Source organism: Aureimonas sp. D3, from assembly GCF_001463805.1.
Classification (GTDB): Bacteria; Pseudomonadota; Alphaproteobacteria; order Rhizobiales; family Rhizobiaceae; genus Aureimonas; species Aureimonas ureilytica_A.
Genome location: NZ_BBWM01000045.1, coordinates 78,065 through 94,945, shown reverse-complemented (window position 1 = coordinate 94,945; position 16,881 = coordinate 78,065). Strand labels below are relative to the sequence as shown.

At 65.9% G+C, this 16,881-nt stretch carries 18 protein-coding genes; 6 read left to right on the top strand and 12 right to left on the bottom strand.

Features of this window, described 5'->3' with window-relative positions; all coding sequences use genetic code 11:
- The first annotated feature begins 197 nt into the window (after nt 1-197).
- A complete protein-coding gene (locus AUL36_RS13380) occupies nt 198-680 on the top strand; it encodes a MarR family winged helix-turn-helix transcriptional regulator (RefSeq protein ID WP_082655836.1) in 483 nt (160 codons plus the stop codon).
- A gap of 193 nt (nt 681-873) precedes the next feature.
- Here AUL36_RS13380 and AUL36_RS13375 read toward each other — a convergent pair whose 3' ends face one another.
- Nucleotides 874-1,626: a hypothetical protein gene (locus AUL36_RS13375; RefSeq protein ID WP_062221558.1), complete on the bottom strand. Its 753-nt coding sequence runs from the start codon at nt 1,624-1,626 to the stop codon at nt 874-876.
- A 746-nt stretch (nt 1,627-2,372) separates the two neighbouring features.
- On the opposite strand from AUL36_RS13375, the gene AUL36_RS13370 reads away from it, so the two are divergent.
- Together AUL36_RS13370 and AUL36_RS13365 are read left to right on the top strand one after the other, a co-directional pair.
- Nucleotides 2,373-3,944, top strand: a complete 1,572-nt coding sequence (locus tag AUL36_RS13370; RefSeq protein WP_082655835.1) for a putative bifunctional diguanylate cyclase/phosphodiesterase — start codon at nt 2,373-2,375, stop codon at nt 3,942-3,944.
- Between the two features lie 87 nt (nt 3,945-4,031).
- A complete protein-coding gene (locus tag AUL36_RS13365) occupies nt 4,032-5,060 on the top strand; it encodes an NADP-dependent oxidoreductase (protein ID WP_062221556.1) in 1,029 nt (342 codons plus the stop codon).
- A gap of 20 nt (nt 5,061-5,080) precedes the next feature.
- Here AUL36_RS13365 and queE read toward each other — a convergent pair whose 3' ends face one another.
- The 5 genes from queE to aceA all read right to left on the bottom strand — a co-directional run bounded on the left by queE (nt 5,081) and on the right by aceA (nt 8,701).
- A complete protein-coding gene (gene queE, locus AUL36_RS13360; RefSeq protein ID WP_082655834.1) occupies nt 5,081-5,887 on the bottom strand; it encodes a 7-carboxy-7-deazaguanine synthase QueE in 807 nt (268 codons plus the stop codon).
- The gene (queD, locus tag AUL36_RS13355; RefSeq protein ID WP_062221552.1) at nt 5,806-6,162 is read right to left on the bottom strand and encodes a 6-carboxytetrahydropterin synthase QueD; all 357 of its coding nucleotides are present in this window, start codon (nt 6,160-6,162) and stop codon (nt 5,806-5,808) included. Before queD ends, queE begins: the two co-directional genes overlap by 82 nt.
- On the bottom strand, nt 6,162-6,860 hold the full coding sequence (queC, locus tag AUL36_RS13350; RefSeq protein ID WP_062221550.1) for a 7-cyano-7-deazaguanine synthase QueC: 699 nt from the start codon (nt 6,858-6,860) through the stop codon (nt 6,162-6,164). Before queC ends, queD begins: the two co-directional genes overlap by 1 nt.
- 225 nt (nt 6,861-7,085) lie before the next feature.
- On the bottom strand, nt 7,086-7,373 hold the full coding sequence (locus AUL36_RS13345; RefSeq protein ID WP_058601234.1) for an SMc00767 family acetate metabolism repressor: 288 nt from the start codon (nt 7,371-7,373) through the stop codon (nt 7,086-7,088).
- 38 nt (nt 7,374-7,411) lie between these two features.
- A complete protein-coding gene (gene aceA, locus AUL36_RS13340; protein WP_062221548.1) occupies nt 7,412-8,701 on the bottom strand; it encodes an isocitrate lyase in 1,290 nt (429 codons plus the stop codon).
- A gap of 208 nt (nt 8,702-8,909) precedes the next feature.
- Between aceA and AUL36_RS13335 the strand changes: the two genes are divergently transcribed.
- A complete protein-coding gene (locus AUL36_RS13335; RefSeq protein WP_062221546.1) occupies nt 8,910-10,340 on the top strand; it encodes a helix-turn-helix domain-containing protein in 1,431 nt (476 codons plus the stop codon).
- A gap of 5 nt (nt 10,341-10,345) precedes the next feature.
- On the opposite strand, the gene AUL36_RS13330 is transcribed toward AUL36_RS13335, so the two are convergent.
- A complete protein-coding gene (locus AUL36_RS13330; protein WP_062221545.1) occupies nt 10,346-10,936 on the bottom strand; it encodes a transglycosylase SLT domain-containing protein in 591 nt (196 codons plus the stop codon).
- Between the two features lie 308 nt (nt 10,937-11,244).
- Between AUL36_RS13330 and AUL36_RS13320 the strand changes: the two genes are divergently transcribed.
- On the top strand, nt 11,245-11,913 hold the full coding sequence (locus AUL36_RS13320; RefSeq protein ID WP_280137988.1) for a helix-turn-helix transcriptional regulator: 669 nt from the start codon (nt 11,245-11,247) through the stop codon (nt 11,911-11,913).
- A 78-nt stretch (nt 11,914-11,991) separates the two neighbouring features.
- Nucleotides 11,992-12,210 carry a hypothetical protein gene (locus AUL36_RS13315; protein WP_062221540.1) on the top strand — a complete coding sequence of 73 codons (219 nt, stop codon included), beginning with the start codon at nt 11,992-11,994 and terminating at the stop codon, nt 12,208-12,210.
- A 27-nt stretch (nt 12,211-12,237) separates the two neighbouring features.
- Here the strand turns inward: AUL36_RS13315 and AUL36_RS13310 are convergent, their stop codons facing one another.
- From AUL36_RS13310 to AUL36_RS13290, 5 genes are all read right to left on the bottom strand, one after another.
- Nucleotides 12,238-13,122: a sterol desaturase family protein gene (locus AUL36_RS13310; RefSeq protein ID WP_082655832.1), complete on the bottom strand. Its 885-nt coding sequence runs from the start codon at nt 13,120-13,122 to the stop codon at nt 12,238-12,240.
- A 79-nt stretch (nt 13,123-13,201) separates the two neighbouring features.
- Nucleotides 13,202-13,993, bottom strand: a complete 792-nt coding sequence (locus tag AUL36_RS13305; protein ID WP_082655831.1) for an ABC transporter ATP-binding protein — start codon at nt 13,991-13,993, stop codon at nt 13,202-13,204.
- A complete protein-coding gene (locus tag AUL36_RS13300; RefSeq protein WP_062221538.1) occupies nt 13,990-14,847 on the bottom strand; it encodes an ABC transporter ATP-binding protein in 858 nt (285 codons plus the stop codon). The genes AUL36_RS13305 and AUL36_RS13300 overlap by 4 nt, the downstream gene beginning before the upstream one ends.
- Nucleotides 14,844-15,764: a nickel transporter permease gene (gene nikC, locus AUL36_RS13295; protein ID WP_062221533.1), complete on the bottom strand. Its 921-nt coding sequence runs from the start codon at nt 15,762-15,764 to the stop codon at nt 14,844-14,846. Before nikC ends, AUL36_RS13300 begins: the two co-directional genes overlap by 4 nt.
- On the bottom strand, nt 15,761-16,852 hold the full coding sequence (locus tag AUL36_RS13290) for an ABC transporter permease (RefSeq protein WP_156418380.1): 1,092 nt from the start codon (nt 16,850-16,852) through the stop codon (nt 15,761-15,763). Before AUL36_RS13290 ends, nikC begins: the two co-directional genes overlap by 4 nt.
- Nucleotides 16,853-16,881 lie beyond the last annotated feature (29 nt).

The window sequence follows — 16,881 nt, the reverse complement described above, 5'->3', positions numbered from 1 at the left end:
CAAGACGGAGGGCGCCCCGAGTATACAACTGTGACGACCACGCGACCAAGCCGCCCGAGACAGTTGCGCAATAGGCGATCTTACGCGAAGCAAGCACTTCGCCATGACCGGAGATATAGGTAAAAAGGCCAACTAATAGTTGTATTTGATGGCATTCTGACGCACTTACACTAGCATCGCCGCACTCGGAGGACATCATGACCAAAGCTGACGCTCCGCATCGTGACATGCTCGTAGACGAAGATGCGAACGCCGATCTCGTCCAACCTCTGATTGCCATTTCCAAGGCCACGCGCCAGTTCGTCGCGATCAAGCTGATGGAAATCGGCGTGGTCGCCGGCCAGGATCAGTTGCTGGACGCTCTCGACCCAAGCGAGCCACGCGCTGTTTGCTTCGTTGCGCAAAGCCTGTCGGTTCGCCCGTCCACCGTCTCGAAAATGCTCGACATTCTGGAGCGGCGCGGCTGGTGCCGGCGTGAGGCTGACGAGACGGACATGCGACGCACGTTCATTCGGCTCACCACCGAGGGGCACAGGATGCGAAGCCAGGTGCGCCGCATCTGGGCGGAAGTGAATGGCGATCTGGCCCGCGCCCTCCCGCAAAACGATCTTTCCGTGTTGGAAGCCGCCCTTTGGAATGCGGAACGTCTCGTCTCCGGTCGTCTGTCGCGGCTTCGCTGAGGATCAGCGGGCCTTCGAGCGCCTGACACGATCGCGCGGGATCGGTGGTCGGACCTTATGGACGCTCGCTTTGTCGCACATGCCGAGCCCTGCCGTCAGCATCCATCGCGTTCCGGTCCGCGCGATCGGGCGAAAACCTCTCGACCATCCTTTGCCGGGAGATCTTGTCAGGCGCTCTTGGCGCAGCCCGGTATCAGGCGAACTGATACAGGCCCCCTGCCTTGACATGCCGCTCGGGCCTCGACCATTCGGCCGGAAGGCGGAACACGTTGCGCGACTCGGTGCGCGGCTCGGGTCGGCGAAGGCCGAACATTTCCAGCTCCGACAGAACGGCGGCCGCATCCTGCCGCGCGCTGGCAAGGCCCGGCGCGTCCGCATCGCTCAGATTGTAAATCGTTCCGCCCAAGAGAAACGGCGCTTCGAAGGCCGCGCGCAGGCCGAGCCCGGCCGGAAGACGGAACCCTCCGCAATTGGCCAAGTCGCGCTCGACTTGGCGTGCGATGCGGCTGGGGATCGGCGTGATGCCGGTTGCCACCAGAGCCCGGCGGCGCGGCGCGCGCCCGGCGGGCGCCTGACGCAGCATCGCGTCGGTCTCGCTCGCCGCGCTGGCCGAAAGCGGCGAGAAGCGAACGGGGATTACCGACATCGCCGACAGGGCAGCCGCTTCTGCGAGCACCGCCTCGTCGACGCCCGCGTCGATGATCACGAAACGACGACCGCGCCGGCCGAGATGCACGAGTTCTTCCAACTGATCCGATCGGGTGGCGCGCACCACTTCGATCCCCCTCGGGCAGCCGGGCCGCGCGGACCATTGAACGATGTCGGGTCGCCGCGCTGCGTCGATCAGCAGGACTTCCGTTCCCAGGCGCTCGACCGCCGCCGCCAAGGTCAAAGCGAGCGTTGTCGTTCCTCCGCTGCGAAGCGACCCCACCATCAGCACCGTCACGCCTGAACTCTCCCGCCAACATCCCGAACCTCGTCAACAGTCATCCCATTGTCACAAAGAGACACAACCCATTCCCGATCTTTCAGGAACCGCCGTCGCCGTTCGAGGGTGGAACTGTCACTCCGCCGCCACAGAACAGTAAGCAAAGCGAACGGGATCGTGGCCATATGGTCGCAGGCCGGCCGACAAAACCGAGCCTTCATCTTGGTCGCAAGCGCTACGCCAGCAGAAGCGCAATGAGGCCCAGCCGATCGCGTCCTATCGACTGGAAAGGGGATCGGTCGACCTTCGTCGGATGCAGCTTCACGCTCCAATCCTTCCACAATAGCCGCCCGCTGTCGCAAGCGATGGAAAGCCCCGGCGTTCGATCATCGCGCCGTTTTTTGTGCTTTGCAGCATACGCAGCCCAGCCATGCATATGGGCCTCTAGCGATCAGCCATTCGGCAGCCTATTTTCGAGGTACAAGTTTCGCAGCGGCCTTTCCTCCCACTGGCCCTGCGATTGCCAAAGGTTCCTCCCACCCTTGGCGCTTAAACGACGCCCGCCGGTCCTCCCCCGGCGGGCGTTGTCGTTTGTGGCGCAACCTGGGGTTTCCCCACAGCGCCGGGCGCACGGTTCGCCGAGGCCCCAGCCCGATTTTGAACTTTCCATGAAATATCGACCCGGAGCGACTGCGCCTGAAAATCTTAACCTTTCCTGCAGGCGCACCTTCCTAAAAAGAGAGCGGCTGAAGGGAAGACCGCAGATGAAAAGTTTCCAGGAACCGCGGCAATCGAAGATCCTGCAGTACAGGCTGGTGCTCGCCTTGCAATTGTGCTGCTGCCTCGTCCTGACGGTCTGGCAGGTTCTCCCGCAGACGGAAACATCCCCAGCCGTCGTGATCTCCATCGCTCTCCTCATTCTCTCCATGGCCATGGTTCTGCGGATGCGCCACAAGCTGATGCAGCAATTGGCTGCGGCGGACGCCGACGCCGCTTCGCGCATGGCGCTGTTTCTGGCCGACCCGCTGACGGGCGCCATGACGCGACGCTGCTTCATGGACGAGTTGAAGGCCGCGACGCGCCAATCCAGCCAGACCGAGCCGTGTTCTCTGGTTCTTCTCGATGTCGATCACTTCAAATCTCTGAACGACAGCTTCGGGCACAATGTCGGCGACTTCGCCCTGACTCATCTCGTCGATACGGCGCGCCAGCATCTGCCCGGCGCGGTGATCGGGCGCCTGGGCGGGGACGAGTTCGCCGTGCTTCTGAAAGGATGCGACGAGGTGCGCAGCCTGACCCTGATGAACGAGTTTCTCGTGGCGCTGAAAGCGCCGGCCTTCGCGGCCGGGCGACAGCTGACGCTCGGCGCCTCGCTCGGCATCGTCACCGCCCCCAAGCATACGTCCTTCTTCGAAGAGATGATCCTTCTGGCCGATCTCGCGCTTTACGAGAGCAAGCGGCGGGGGCGGGGCTGCGCGACGATGTTCGACCCCGACATGCTGCGCGTCAAACGCCATCGCCGCACGATCGAGCGCGATCTGCGGGCCGCGATCATGCTCGATGAACTCGAACTCCATTATCAGCCGATCTCGGACAGTGCGCAAACCATTCTGGGCGTCGAGGCGCTGGCGCGTTGGAAGCATCCTGTGCGCGGCGTCATTCCGCCTTCGGAGTTCATTCCCGTGGCCGAGGAAAGCGAGTTGATCGATATGCTCGGCGAATGGGTGCTGCGGCGCGCCTGCGAGGATTTCGCCGAACTGCCGGGTCGCTTCGTCAGCGTCAACATTTCGGCCGCGCAGCTTCGGCGCAACGATCTTCTGGACGTCGTGAAGCGCGTGTTGCGCGATACCGGCGTTCAGCCCGGCGAGCTGGTTCTGGAGATCACCGAGAATGTCTCGCTGCTTTCGACGCCCGAGGTGCTCGGCCGCATCCAGTCCTTGCGCACGCTCGGCATCGCGATCGCGCTGGATGATTTCGGGACGGGTCATTGCACGTTCAATTATCTGCGCACCCTTCCGGTCGATATCGTGAAGATCGACCGCTCCTATATCTCCCGCATGGCGGACGATCCGGTGTCGCGCATCTTCGTCGCCGCCGTGCTCGAAATCGCTCGCGCGCTGCGACTGTCGGTCGTGGCCGAGGGGATCGAGACGGACGAGGATTTCCAGATGTCGCGCGCGGCGGGCTGCGCCCGCTTTCAGGGCTACCGCTTCGGCCATCCCGTTCCCAAATCCGCGCTCGCCGCCTCCCTGATGCCGGTCTGCGCGGCGCGGCGCGATGAATCCAGGCAAATGCTGCCTCCCGTCTGCGAAGCGGACAGGCTTCAGATGGCTTGATCAGGCGGCCAGATCGTCATCGGCGGGGATGAAAACCCATGATGCATTCTCCAGATAGGGCCTTCCGAACCACTTGGAGATCTACGGATGACCGCTCAGCAATCCCGCCGCATCGTTCTCGCCTCGCGCCCCAAGGGCGCGCCGGTCTCGGGCGATTTTCGATTGGAGACCGGGCCGGCCGTTGATCCAGACGAAGGTCAGGTCGCCATCCGCAATCTCTATCTTTCGCTCGATCCGTACATGCGCGGGCGCATGAGCGACGCGCCCTCCTATGCCGAGCCGTTCCAGATCGGCGAGGCTCTGGGCGGGGCGACGGTCGGGCGCGTGGAAGCCTCGCGCGATGGGAATTTCAAGGAAGGCGATCTCGTTCTGGCCTTCGGTGGCTGGCAGGAGCGCTCGGTCGTGCCCGCATCCTCCTTGCGCAAGCTGCCAGCCGACCTGACGCGCCCGTCCTATGCCTTGGGCGTTCTTGGTATGCCGGGCTTCACCGCTTGGCATGGCCTGCTCAAGATCGGCGAGCCCAAGGTCGGCGAGACCGTGGTGGTCGCGGCCGCCAGCGGCGCGGTCGGCTCCGTGGTCGGGCAGGTGGCCAAGCTCAAGGGCGCGCGGGTCGTGGGCATTGCGGGCGGCGAGGAAAAATGCCGCTTCGTCACCGACGAGCTCGGCTTCGACGCCTGCATCGACCGGCGCGATCCCCAGTTTGCCGAAAAGCTGAAAGCCGCCGTGCCTGACGGGATCGACGTCTATTTCGAAAATGTCGGCGGCGCGGTGTTCGATGCGGTTCTGCCGCTTCTGAACGTCCATGCCCGCGTGCCGATCTGCGGCCTCATCGCGGGCTATAACAGCGAGCGCCCGCCCGAAGGCCCGGATCGGATGCCGCTCCTGATGGGCACGCTTCTCAAGAAGCGCATCCGGATGCAGGGCTTCATCATCGGCGATCACTACGGACCGGAATTCTCCGAGTTCATGGCCGAGATGGGTCCTTGGGTGAAGGAGGGCCGCGTGCGCTTCCGCGAGGATGTGGTGGAAGGGCTCGAAAACGCACCGAAGGCCTTTATCGGCCTCCTCGAAGGCGAGAATTTCGGCAAGCTCGTGGTGAAGCTGTCGGACGATTGAGCGGCCGGCCGCCGGAAGGGTTAGACGCCCTTCCGGTTGCCCCACAGGAGAACGTGAAGCTGGGGCAGAATGCGCGGCGCGAACCAGCCGTCTTCCAAGGTGCGCTCCACCAGCCAGCGCATCCGATCCAGATTGGCCTCCAGATCGACCTCGGAACTTTCCGTCTGGGCTGGCCCTACCGGATTGCCGGGCTGAAGAAAAAGGGAGAGGTGCGGATAGCGCGCTCCTGCGTCCTTCGCATAGGCGTAGTCCGCCTCGTCGAAGACGACGATCTTCAACACTGTACGCGGCGCGCTTCCCGCCGCCGACAGACAGGCATCGAACGCGGCCCAATCCGTTTCCATCCGGCTCGACGGCGGCTTGGGGCTAAGGATCAGCGTGCTCAGGTCGGCGAACCAGGGCTTGGCCACCGAGCCCTGCGTTTCCAGCGCGAAGCGATAGCCCGCCGCGCGCCCGCGCTCGATCAACGGGCCGAAGGGCTGGATCGCGGGATTGCCGCCCGACAGCGAGACCGTCAGCGGCTGGCCGCCAGAGAGAGCTTCGACATAGCGCCAGATTTCGTCCGTTCCGAGCGGTCGCCATTCCTCGCGATAGGCTGGGTCCACGGCATGAAGCGTGTCGCACCAGACGCAGCGATAATCGCAGCCGCCCGAGCGCACGAAGACCGTCGGCTCGCCGATCAGCACGCCTTCGCCCTGAATGGTCGGCCCGAAGATCTCGCTGACGCGAATGACGGCTTCCGCGCTCACGGGCGATACTCCGCCCAGGTCTTGGGCGTTTCGCTCACCCGCGCGGCGCTGATTTCGGGAAAGCGCTCGGAGCACCATTCGAAGAAATGGCGCGCCAGCGTCTCGGCCGTCACATGATCATGGCCGAGCACTTCGTTCAGATGGCGATGATCGAAGCGCTCGTCGATATAGCGTTTGAGCTCCGACAACTCCCGGTAATCCCGCACGAAGCCATGCGGGTTCAGGGTCTCGCCGGAGAGTTCGATCTCCACCACGTAATTGTGCCCATGAAGGCGCGAGCAGGGGTGATCCTCGGGGAGGCCCGCCAGCTGATGCGAGGCGGAGAAATCGAACATCTTGGTGATCCGGTACATCAGCCCGCCCTTGCCGCGACGGCCGCCTGCCAAAAGTCCGGGTCGGCATACACCGTCGGGTCCTCGACACCGGCCAGATGAAAGGCCTCGCGCCGCTCGACGCAGGTGCCGCAGCGCCCGCAATGGACATCGCCGCCCTTGTAGCAGGACCATGTCCGCTCGAAGGGCGTGCCGACGCGCGCGCCCGCCGTCACGATGTCGGCCTTGGTGCGATCCACGAAGGGCGCCGACAGGGCGACCTGGGCATAGCCGTCCAGCGCCGCCGCCTGCATGGCGCGGAACGCGTCGATGAAGCCGGGCCGGCAGTCCGGGTAGATGAAGTGATCGCCGCCATGAACGGCAAGCGCCACCCGATCCATCCCCTGCGCCGCCGCCAGCCCGAAAGCGATGGTGAGCATGATGGCGTTGCGGTTGGGAACCACCGTCGCCTTCATCGTCTCCTCGGCATAGTGCCCTTCGGGCACGGCCACATCGTCGGTCAACGCCGAACCCGTCAGCACCGCGCCGATCGGGCCGATGTCGATGAGATGAAAGGGCACACCGAGCCGCGCGGCGGCTTCGCGCGCATAGTCGATCTCGCAGGCATGGCGCTGCTTGTAGTCGAAGGTGACGAGTGCGCCGAGATGGCCCTCGGCCGCGCATTGATGGGCCAGCGAAACGGAATCGAGGCCGCCTGAACAGACGACGAGTGTCCTCACGAGCTTGTCCTTGTTTTGACCGGGTAGGCTGCGACCGGTATTCGATTCCCGGCACCTAGCGGACAGGACGCATCGTGTAAATGGCAGGGGATGGCGTCGCGGTTCGGGTCTCGAACGCGGCGCATATTCACTGATCCGCCCGCTCGCGGCGGACAGGCCATCGCGAACGGGCGGATCATCCAGGGCGATCGAAGGCGGCTGAAAGCTCCAGCCGCCGGCCGATGTTCAGTTGGCGCCGGTGATGCGCGGGATCAGCAGGTCGCCGAACGAGCCTTCGCCGCCATGATGGCGCGAGCCGCGAACGAACTCGATCGAGACGCCGCTGGCGACCGCCTCCATGACGGCTTGGTTGAGCCGGTGCAGCTCATTGGCGAGGGTGCGGATGGCTGCCTTCTGGGCGTCGGTCAGCGTGACCGCCTGTTCCTCGGCCCGCTCGCGGACGCGGGTGCGCAGACGCTGGGGCTCGATGGGGAAAGCGGGCTGGCGCGGGTCGGTGCCTTCGAGAACGAACATGGTCGTGATCCTTCGTGAAATCGTGAGGAAAGGGGAGATTATTCGGCGGCCGCGCGGAACTGACCGTGCTCGGTCGACTCGCCCATGGCAGTGGTGGACGACGCCCCGCCGCCGATGGCGAGCGCGACGGCGTCGAAATAGCCGGTGCCGACTTCGCGCTGGTGGCGCGTGGCCGTGTAGCCTTGCGCTTCGGAAGCGAACTCGGCTTCCTGCAACTCGCTATAGGCGGCCATCTGCCGGTCGCGGTAGCCGCTGGCGAGCGTGAACATGCCGTGGTTCAGCTGGTGGAAGCCGGCCAGCGTGATGAACTGGAACTTGTAGCCCATGGCCCCCAGTTCGCGCTGGAAGCGCGCGATGGTCGCCTCGTCCAGATTGCGCCGCCAGTTGAAGGAGGGCGAGCAATTATAGGCGAGCATCTGGCCGGGATGGACCTTGTGCACGCCCTCCGCGAAGCGACGCGCCTGATCGAGATCGGGCTTCGACGTCTCGCACCAGATGAGATCGGCATGGGGCGCATAGGCGATGGCGCGCGCGATGCAGGGCTCCAGCCCGTTGCGCGCATGGAAGAAGCCCTCCGCCGTGCGGCCTTGGTCGTAGTCCACGAAGGGGCGGTCGCGCTCGTCGATATCGGAGGTCAGCAGCTTGGCGGCCTCCGCGTCGGTGCGCGCGACCACCAGCGTCGGCACGCCCATGACGTCGGCGGCGAGGCGCGCGGCGTTGAGATTGCGGATATGGGCGGCGGTCGGGATCAGGACCTTGCCGCCGAGATGGCCGCACTTCTTCTCAGAGGCCAGCTGATCCTCGAAATGGACGCCCGCCGCGCCCGCCTCGATAAAGGCCTTCATGATCTCGAACGCGTTGAGCGGGCCACCGAAACCGGCTTCCGCATCCGCCACGATCGGGGCGAACCATGTATCGACCGAAAGACCCTCGCCTTCGGCATGTTCGATCTGGTCGGCGCGCTGCAAGGTGCGGTTGATGCGCCGGCAGAGCTCGGGCGCGGCATTGGCGGGGTAGAGCGATTGGTCGGGATACATGGCGGAGGCCGTGTTGGCGTCGGCGGCGACCTGCCAGCCGGAGAGATAGATCGCCTTCAGGCCGGCGCGGACCATCTGCATCGCCTGGTTGCCGGTGACGGCGCCCAGCGCATTGACGAAATCCTCGCTGCGCAGGAGATCCCAAAGCCGGTTCGCGCCGCGCTCGGCCAGGCTGTAGCGGATCTCGACCGATCCGCGCAGGCGCTCCACATCGGCCACGGCATAGGGACGCGTGATGCCGTCGAAGCGACCCTTCGGGGCCGCGGGAACGAGCTTGTAAAAATCGGTCATAACTGTCTCCCATCGTCATCGGGCGAGGCTGTTCAAGCGACTGCCGATGGGAGTGATTTTGACAGATTGCTGCGCTGCGTCGATCCGAACCCACCGGAAACCGGTCGTAAATCGGGAAAACCTGTCGCGGCTTTGACAGGCTCCTCTTGTCAATCTGTCAAAACCTTGACCAATCTGGGAGCGATCAGGCGGTCAAGGATTGTGACGAATGGCCGAGCAGAAGATCTTCGCGGGACCGCGCATTCGGCGTCTGCGCCTCACCAAAAGCCTCAGCCAGACGGCCATGGCGGCCGATCTCGGAATCTCGCCCTCCTATCTCAACCTGATCGAGCGCAACCAGCGCCCGCTCACCGTCCAGCTTCTGCTCAAGCTATCGACGGTCTATCGGATCGAAGCGGAGGAGTTCGACGAGGAGGGCGGGCTCCTGCCAGCGCTGCGGCAAGCCTTCGCCGACCCGCTGATCTCGGCGGAGCTTGCCAGCGACACCGAGATCGCCGATCTCGCGGCGTCCGCGCCCAATGTGGCGCGAGCCGTCCTGAAGCTGCATCAGGCCTATCGCGAGCAGGCCGAGCGCCTGTCCGATCTCGGCGACCTCCTGGCGCGTGAGGGGCGAGCCTCGCTTCTGGCCGGCGCGCGGCTGCCCGCCGACGAGGTGCGCGAAGTTCTCGAGCGACGGGCGCATCATTTCGCGCGGGTGGAAGCGGCGGTCGAGGCCTTCGGACAGGAGCTGGAGCCGCGCGACGATCTCTTCGCCGCGCTGAAGGCTTGGCTGCGGCGCGAGCACGGGATCGCCATTCGCATCCTGCCGGCCTCCGCCATGCCGATCTGGCGGCGGCGCTACGATCGGCATTCGCAGCGCCTGTTCCTGTCCGAGCGCCTGTCCGGGATCGATCAGCTGCATGAGACGGCGCTGGAAGCCGTGCTCCTGCGCCTGCGCGATACGATCTCGGAGGAGCTGGCCGACCTCTCGCTGTCGAGCGAGGAGGCGCGCCGGCTGATGCGCTTCGAGATCGGGCGCTACGCTGCCCATGCGCTGGCCATGCCCTATACGCCGTTTCTGCGGGCGGCCGTGGCGGTTCGCTATGACATCGATGTTCTCGCCGCTCGCTTTCGCGTGTCGTGGGGGCAGGCGGCCGAGCGGCTGGCGACGCTGGCGCGGCCTGGCGAGGCCGGGCCGCCGTTCTTTCTCCTCGAAATCGACCATGCGGGAAACCGATTGCGGCGGCTCGGCGCCAGCGGTTTTCCGCTGATCCGCTTCGGCGGCGCCTGTCCGCGCCTGCCGAGCTATGCCGCCTTCATGAGACCCGGCGAGACGCTGGCCGAACTCGTGGAAACGCCCGATGGGGCGCGCTTTCTCGCGGTCGCCCGCACCTTGGACGGGCTCAACGCCGGCTTTGGCGAGCGTCCGCGCCGGACAGTCCTGCTCCTCGGCTGTGAAGCCGAGCGCTGCGAGGGCGTTGCCTATGCCGACCGGCTACCGGCGGGCGCAAAACCCGGAGAGCTGGCCGCGACCGGAATCGGCACGGCCTGCCGCCTGTGCGAGCGAGCGGCCTGCCTGTCGCGCGCCGAGCCGCCGCTCACCCGCCCGCTCGGGCTCGACGGCATGGCGCGCGGCCTCTCGGCCTTCGACTTCCAGTAGGCCCGTCAGCCCCGGCACTGGCGCAGCTGCGCGGCATAGCGGCGGGCCATGTCCTGCGCCCGCTTGGCCCCACGCAGCGCCTCCGCGCGCCCGCGCCAGACGCCCTTCTCATAGCCCACATGGCCGGAATGATAGGCGAGATAAAGCCGGTAGGCGTCGTCCTTGGCGATGCCGAGACGGCGCGCGCTCTCAGCGTGATACCAGCCGATGAAGCGGATCGCGTCGGCGAAATTGTTGCGCCGGTCGCCGTAGCGGCCGGTGCGCGTTTGGTATTCCGTCCAGGTTCCATCGAGCGCCTGCGCGAAGCCATAGGCCGAGGAAATGCGCCCGACCGGAATGAAGCCGAGGAACCAGCGGCGCGGCGGGCGGGCATGGGCGTCGAAATTCGACTCGGCCTGAATGGTCGCCATCAACACGGCGACGGGCACGCCGGATTCAGCGGAGGCGCGCTGGGCGTCGCCTCGCCAGTCGGTCCAAAGCCCGTCGCGCTGCGCGAAGATGGCGCAGCTATTGGCGGTGTTTCGCGGCACGGAGGCACAGCCGGCCAGAGCCAGTGCAGCGACGAGGGGGAGAAGACGCGTGACATGTCTCTTCATGCCCCGAAAGCTAAAAGGCCGTCTATTTCCGAAACGTTGACCGTAACGGGTCTGAATCGTTTCCCCACCACAATCGGTCTCATCGCGCGGCCTCCGTCACGACACAACCAGAACGGACAGAACGCCCCTTGCATCAGACCTTATCCTGCCCCCAAAAGAGGCCTTGTCGTGGGTTCCACGGCAGGCCGAACCTCGCGCACGACGTGTAAGGCCGGCTCCCGTCCTCCCTTCAAGACGATGGCTTCCTTGAAACGCGCTTCGCAGAATCTTCTGGCCGACACCCATGCGCTGATGAAGAGTTTCGAGGCCTGCCGGACCAAGGCCGATCTGGAAGAGGCGGTTCGCAAGGTCAGCGAGCCGATGGGCGTGACCTCGCATCTGGTCGGGATCGTGCCCAATGGCACCGTGCGCCCGCGCGACCAGCTGGACTATGTGCTGGCGGGAACCTGGCCGAGCGAATGGGCCAAGCGCTATTCGCCCGGCATTATGTCCAAGACGACCCCGCGATCGAACATGCGCGCACGCGCATCGAGCCGCTGCGCTGGGACAGCGCGCGGGCGACGGGCGTCGGTCAGCGCATTCTGCAGGAAGCCTCCGAATTCGGCCTGTCGCATGGCATGACCATTCCGCAGTTCACGCTGGACGGGTTGAAGATCGCCGTCAGCTTCTCGGGCGATCGGCTGGACACCTCGCCGCAAGCCTCGACGGCGCTTCTGTTTCTGGCCGCCACCGCCGCCAATCGCGGCATCGTCATCGCGCAGGACGGAGCGGGCGTTCCCTCCGTGCGGCTCACAGTGCACGAGCGCGAATGCCTGCTCTGGCTGATCGAGGGCAAGACGGACTGGGAAATCAGTGCCATCCTCGGCATCAGCCGGCGCGCCGTGGAGCGCCATATGAAGCATCTGCGCCAAAAGCTCGGCGTCGGAAGGCGCGTGCAGGCCGTGGTCGCGGCCTTCCGGCTCGGACTGATCGAGTGATGTCAAGGTTCGGATATCCGAACTGCCGGGGGCCGGAAGCCTTTGCGAATGTCACCCTATCTTATGGGGAACCTTCGAATGCTGACCGTCCTGGACGCTGCCAACCGCCATCACCATCCCGATCTCGTGCGCGCGGCGCGCCGCCTGCGCCATGCCGTCTTCGTGGAGGAGATGGGCTGGACGAACCTCGCCAGCCCGGACGGGCTGGAAACCGATCAGTTCGATACGGACGAGATCGTCGAAATGGTCGGGCAGGAAGAGGGCGAGGACGAAGGCATCATGCCCTGCGACGCCTGACGAGCGCCCTTCAGCAGGTGCCTGAGATCAGACCTCGTATGGGCGCGGCGGCGACCTGTCCGCCGGCGATTTCGCCGGTTTCTTCACCTTCCAGCGTCGGTAGGACGAGCGCTTGAACGGATGGGCGATCTGCCCGAACGCGCCCGGCGCCATCGTGTCGGTGACGCCGAGGGGCGCGGTGCAGGGGCCGGGCACGCGATAGGTCCCAAACCAGACGTCAAGGCAGGAGAAGACCGTGGCGTAGTTCGTATGGAAGGCCCGGCGATCCAGCGCGTGATGCCAGCGGTGCATGGCGGGCGAGACGAAGATGCGCCCGAGCGGGCCATAGGTCCAGGGCAGGTCGGCATGGACGAAATAGCCGTAGTAGTGGCGCACGAGGGCGTTGGCGATGACGGCATAGGGCGGGAAGCCGAGCGCGACGAGCACGGCTCCGTCGATCGCCGTCGTGGTGATGCGGTTGATCGGATGGAAGCGCGACAGGGTGAGCCAGGTCATTTCCGTGTCGCTGTGATGCACGGCATGGGAGGGCCAGAGCAGCCAGCTATGCTCCAGCCGATGCCGCCAGTAGCCGACGACATCGCCGCAGAACACCGCAAGAGCGGCCACGAGAACAGGAACCCCGAGCGCATCCCAGAAGGCGGGGGAAACGAGCTGCCATCCATGCGCACGGGCCAACCCGTCGCCCCAAGTCGCGAAGATCGCCAGAAGCGGGCCGATCGTCAGCGCGTCGAACAGATGAATGAAGAGATTCGTGCCCATTTCCGGGCTGGCGCGAAACGCATCCGCCACCGCCCGGCGTCGCTTCACCGCCAACGACAGAAGCGCGAACGCGAGAGCGGGCAGGAGAAGCACCAGAAGCGCGTCCAGAAGCGCGTCGGCGGCCTCCCGCATCAGGAGCGAAACACTTTCCATCAGGGCTCCCTCGACGCCGAACCAGCCCGCGCATCCTGACGCGGGATGGTTGACGAGGTGCTAAAGCTGTCCTTGCGGATTATCCCACAGGCGAACCAGGGCCAGACTGCGGACGTACGAACCCGTCGCTCGCTGTCATCAGCGCCCGCGCATAGTCCGAGCGCACGTCCCGCGTCGCGAGGCGGCCTTCCTCCAAGGCTTCCACCGCCTCGCCGCCGCGCATGACGAGAAGGCGCTCGCACATGTGATCGACCACCGCGAGATCATGGCTGACGAAAAGATAGGTCAGCTGCCGCTCGGCGCGCAGGCGCGTCAGAAGGTTCAGGACTTCGGCCTGGATCGAGGCATCGAGCGCGGATGTCGGCTCGTCCAGCAGGAGGACGGCAGGCTCCAGGATCAAGGCGCGGGCGATGGCGATGCGCTGGCGCTGGCCGCCCGAAAGCTGATGCGGCAGGCGAAAGCGGAAGGCCGGGTCGAGCCCGACATCCGACAGGGCCTGGAGAACGCGCCGGTCCCGGTCCTTCAGCCCGTGGATCGAAAGCGGCTCGGATAGGATGCGGTCGATCGTGTGGCGCGGATGAAGCGAGCCATAGGGGTCCTGAAACACCATCTGGACGCGAGCGGCGAAGCGCTTGTCGCGCTTGGCCCCCAGCCTCTCGCCATCCACCAGAACCTCGCCGGACGAGATCGGCGCAAGGCCGCAGATGGCGCGCAGGATCGTGGATTTGCCCGAGCCGGATTCGCCGACAAGGCCGAAGGACTCGCCTGGCGCCACCTGAAAGGACACGCCCTTCACGGCGTGGACGCGGCTGCGGCCTTCGCCCAGCGTCACCACGAGGTCGCGGGCTTCGATGCGGGGCGTCTCACTCATGCGTTCAGCCATTCGGGTCTGCGGTCGAGCGTCGGCAGGCTCGCGTGGCCGCCGCCGATGCGCGGCAGGCAGGCTAGAAGCCCCTGCGTGTAGGGATGGCGCGCCTCGGACAGCCGGTCGGCCGCGATCTCCTCCACGATGCGCCCGCGATACATCACGAGAACTCGGTCGCAGAAGGTCGAGACGAGGCGCAGATCGTGGCTGATGAAGAGAAGCCCCATGCCGTGCCCGCGCACGAGACCGTCCAGAATGCGCAGGACTTCGAGCTGCACCGTGACGTCGAGCGCTGAGGTCGGCTCGTCGGCGATCAGAAGCTCGGGCTCGGGGATCAGCATCATGGCGATCATCACGCGCTGGCCCATACCGCCCGAAAGCTCGTGCGGATAGGCGCGCAAGACGCGCTCGGGATCGCGGATCTGCACGTCCTCCAGCATCGCGATCATGCGGCGGCGCGCCTCCGCCGAGGAGATGCGCCCATGGGCGCGCAGCGCCTCGCTCAACTGCCGGTCGATCCGCATGACCGGGTTCAGCGAGTATTTCGGGTCCTGCATCACCATGGCGATGCGCCCGCCGCGCACGGCCCGCATGTCCTTCTCGGACAGGCCCAGGAGGTCCGTGCCGCGAAAGGCCAGACGATCGGCTGCGACATGGCCGGGCGAGCGCACGAGGCGCAGGATCGCGCGCCCCGTCATCGACTTGCCCGAACCGGACTCGCCGACCACGGCGACCCGTTCGCGCCCGACATCGAAGGAAATGCCGCGCACGGCCTCCACGAGGCCGCGCCTCGTGTCGAAGCCGACCTTGAGATTGCGCACCTCCAGAAGCGGCGCACCGGGGAGAGAGGACACGCTCATTGCTGGCCGCTCCGCGGATCGAGAATGTCGCGCAAGGCATCGCCCAACAGATTGAAGGCGAGACTGACAAGGAGAATGGCGATGCCGGGAATGGTCGCGACCCACCAATGGGTCAGGAGATATTGCCGGCCCGACGAGATCATCGCGCCCCATTCGGCGAGCGGCGGCTGCGCGCCGAGGCCCAGAAACCCGAGGCCGGCGGCGGTCAGGATGATGCCGGCCATGTCGAGCGTGATGCGCACGATCACAGAGGACAGGCACATGGGCATGATATGGCCGGTGATGATGCGCAGCGTCCCCGCGCCCTGGAGCCGGGCGGCCGCGATATAGTCGGAACGGCGCACCGTCAGTGTTTCGGCACGCGCCACGCGCGCATAGGGCGGCCAGGCCGTGAGGGCGATGGCGAGAACCGCATTTTCGATACCCGGCCCGAGCGCCGCCACGAAGGCGAGCGCCAGCACGAGGCGGGGAAAGGCGAGGAAAATATCGGTGATGCGCATGAGCACGCGGTCGGTCCAGCCGCCCAGCGTGCCCGCGACCGTGCCGATCACGAGGCCGAGCACGGGCGCGGTGAGCACCACCAGCGCGACGACATAAAGCGTGACGCGCGAGCCGTAGACGAGGCGGCTCCAGACATCGCGCCCCAGCTCGTCCGTGCCCAGCCAATGGCCGGAACCGGGCGGCAGAAGGCGGGTGCCGAGATTCTGCACGTTGGGATCGTCAGTCGCCAGAAGCGGCGCGAAGGCCGCCATCAAGAGAAGCAGCGCGATCAAGAACAGGCCGATCATCGCCAGTGGATTGCCGCTGAGAATGCGCCATCCCTGAAACAGCGAGACGGCGCGCGCCTGAAGCCGCGAGCGCGGCGTATCCGTGGTGAGCCAGCCGCGCCAGCCGGAAGTTGGGGCGGCCCCGCTCATCGCGCCCTCGGATCGACCAGCGTATAGACGAGGTCGGACAGGATGTTGAGGACGACGAAGACCGCGCCAATCACCAGCGTTCCGCCGAGCACGGCGTTGAAATCGGCGGCGAACAGCGCCTGCGTGATATAGAGCCCAAGGCCGGGCCAAGCGAAGACGGTTTCGGTCAGGACCGAGCCCTCCAGAAGCGCGGCATAGGACAGGGCGATCACCGTGACGAGCGGCACCATGGCGTTTCCGAGCGCATGGACCCAGACGACACGGCGCTCCGACACGCCCTTGACGCGGGCCGTGGTCACATAATCCTGCGAGAGCTGCTCCAGCATGAAGGAGCGCGTCATGCGCGAGATATAGGCCAGCGAGAAATAGCCGAGCACGAGCGCCGGCAGGATGAGATGCGACAGGGCGTTGCGGAACACGTCCCACGCGCCCGACAGGGCGGAGTCGATCAGGATCGAACCGGTGACGGGTGTCACGTCGAATTCGTAGGCGAGTTCATAGGACACATCGAGCCGGCCCGGGCCACCGACCCATCCCAGATGCCCGTAGAACAGGAGAAGCGCGATCAGGCCGAGCCAGAAGACCGGCATGGAATAGCCGAGCAGCCCGACGACGCGGATCGTCTGATCGGGCCAGCGCCCCTGATGCACCGCACCGATGACCCCCGCCGGAACGCCGACGAGAACGCCGATCAGCGTCGCGAGCGTGGCAAGTTCCAGCGTGGCGGGAAAGGCCGAGGCGATGTCTTCGACCACCGGGCGCGAGGTCAGGTTCGAGCGGCCGAGATCGCCCGTCACGACATCGCCGAGATAGCGGACGAACTGCACGGGCAGGGGCTGGTCGAGGCCGAGCGAGATGCGCGCGGCGTCGTACTGCGCCTGCGTCGCGCGGTCGCCCACCACCGCCAGAACCGGATCGACCGGCACGACGCGCGCGATCAGGAAGGTGACGAAGAGCAGGCCGAACAGCGTCAGCAGGAGACTGAACAGGAGGCTCGCGCCGCGCGAAACGAAGCGCGGCACGCCGAAGGAGCGCAGGCCCGAGCGGGCGCCGTGCAGCGCCGGCTCGTCCAGAACGGGCGGGCTCAAAGGCCCGCCTCCGGGGTTGATCGAAGCAC

Coding starts and splice junctions, on each gene's coding strand:
- AUL36_RS13380 (WP_082655836.1), top strand. CDS start 198: ATGACCAAAGCTGACGCTCCGCATCGTGACATGCTCGTAGACGAAGAT.
- AUL36_RS13370 (WP_082655835.1), top strand. CDS start 2,373: ATGAAAAGTTTCCAGGAACCGCGGCAATCGAAGATCCTGCAGTACAGG.
- AUL36_RS13365 (WP_062221556.1), top strand. CDS start 4,032: ATGACCGCTCAGCAATCCCGCCGCATCGTTCTCGCCTCGCGCCCCAAG.
- queE (WP_082655834.1), bottom strand. CDS start 5,887: ATGGTGCTCCGAGCGCTTTCCCGAAATCAGCGCCGCGCGGGTGAGCGA.
- queD (WP_062221552.1), bottom strand. CDS start 6,162: ATGTACCGGATCACCAAGATGTTCGATTTCTCCGCCTCGCATCAGCTG.
- AUL36_RS13345 (WP_058601234.1), bottom strand. CDS start 7,373: ATGTTCGTTCTCGAAGGCACCGACCCGCGCCAGCCCGCTTTCCCCATC.
- aceA (WP_062221548.1), bottom strand. CDS start 8,701: ATGACCGATTTTTACAAGCTCGTTCCCGCGGCCCCGAAGGGTCGCTTC.
- AUL36_RS13335 (WP_062221546.1), top strand. CDS start 8,910: ATGGCCGAGCAGAAGATCTTCGCGGGACCGCGCATTCGGCGTCTGCGC.
- AUL36_RS13330 (WP_062221545.1), bottom strand. CDS start 10,936: ATGAAGAGACATGTCACGCGTCTTCTCCCCCTCGTCGCTGCACTGGCT.
- AUL36_RS13315 (WP_062221540.1), top strand. CDS start 11,992: ATGCTGACCGTCCTGGACGCTGCCAACCGCCATCACCATCCCGATCTC.
- AUL36_RS13310 (WP_082655832.1), bottom strand. CDS start 13,122: ATGGAAAGTGTTTCGCTCCTGATGCGGGAGGCCGCCGACGCGCTTCTG.
- AUL36_RS13305 (WP_082655831.1), bottom strand. CDS start 13,993: ATGAGTGAGACGCCCCGCATCGAAGCCCGCGACCTCGTGGTGACGCTG.
- AUL36_RS13300 (WP_062221538.1), bottom strand. CDS start 14,847: ATGAGCGTGTCCTCTCTCCCCGGTGCGCCGCTTCTGGAGGTGCGCAAT.
- nikC (WP_062221533.1), bottom strand. CDS start 15,764: ATGAGCGGGGCCGCCCCAACTTCCGGCTGGCGCGGCTGGCTCACCACG.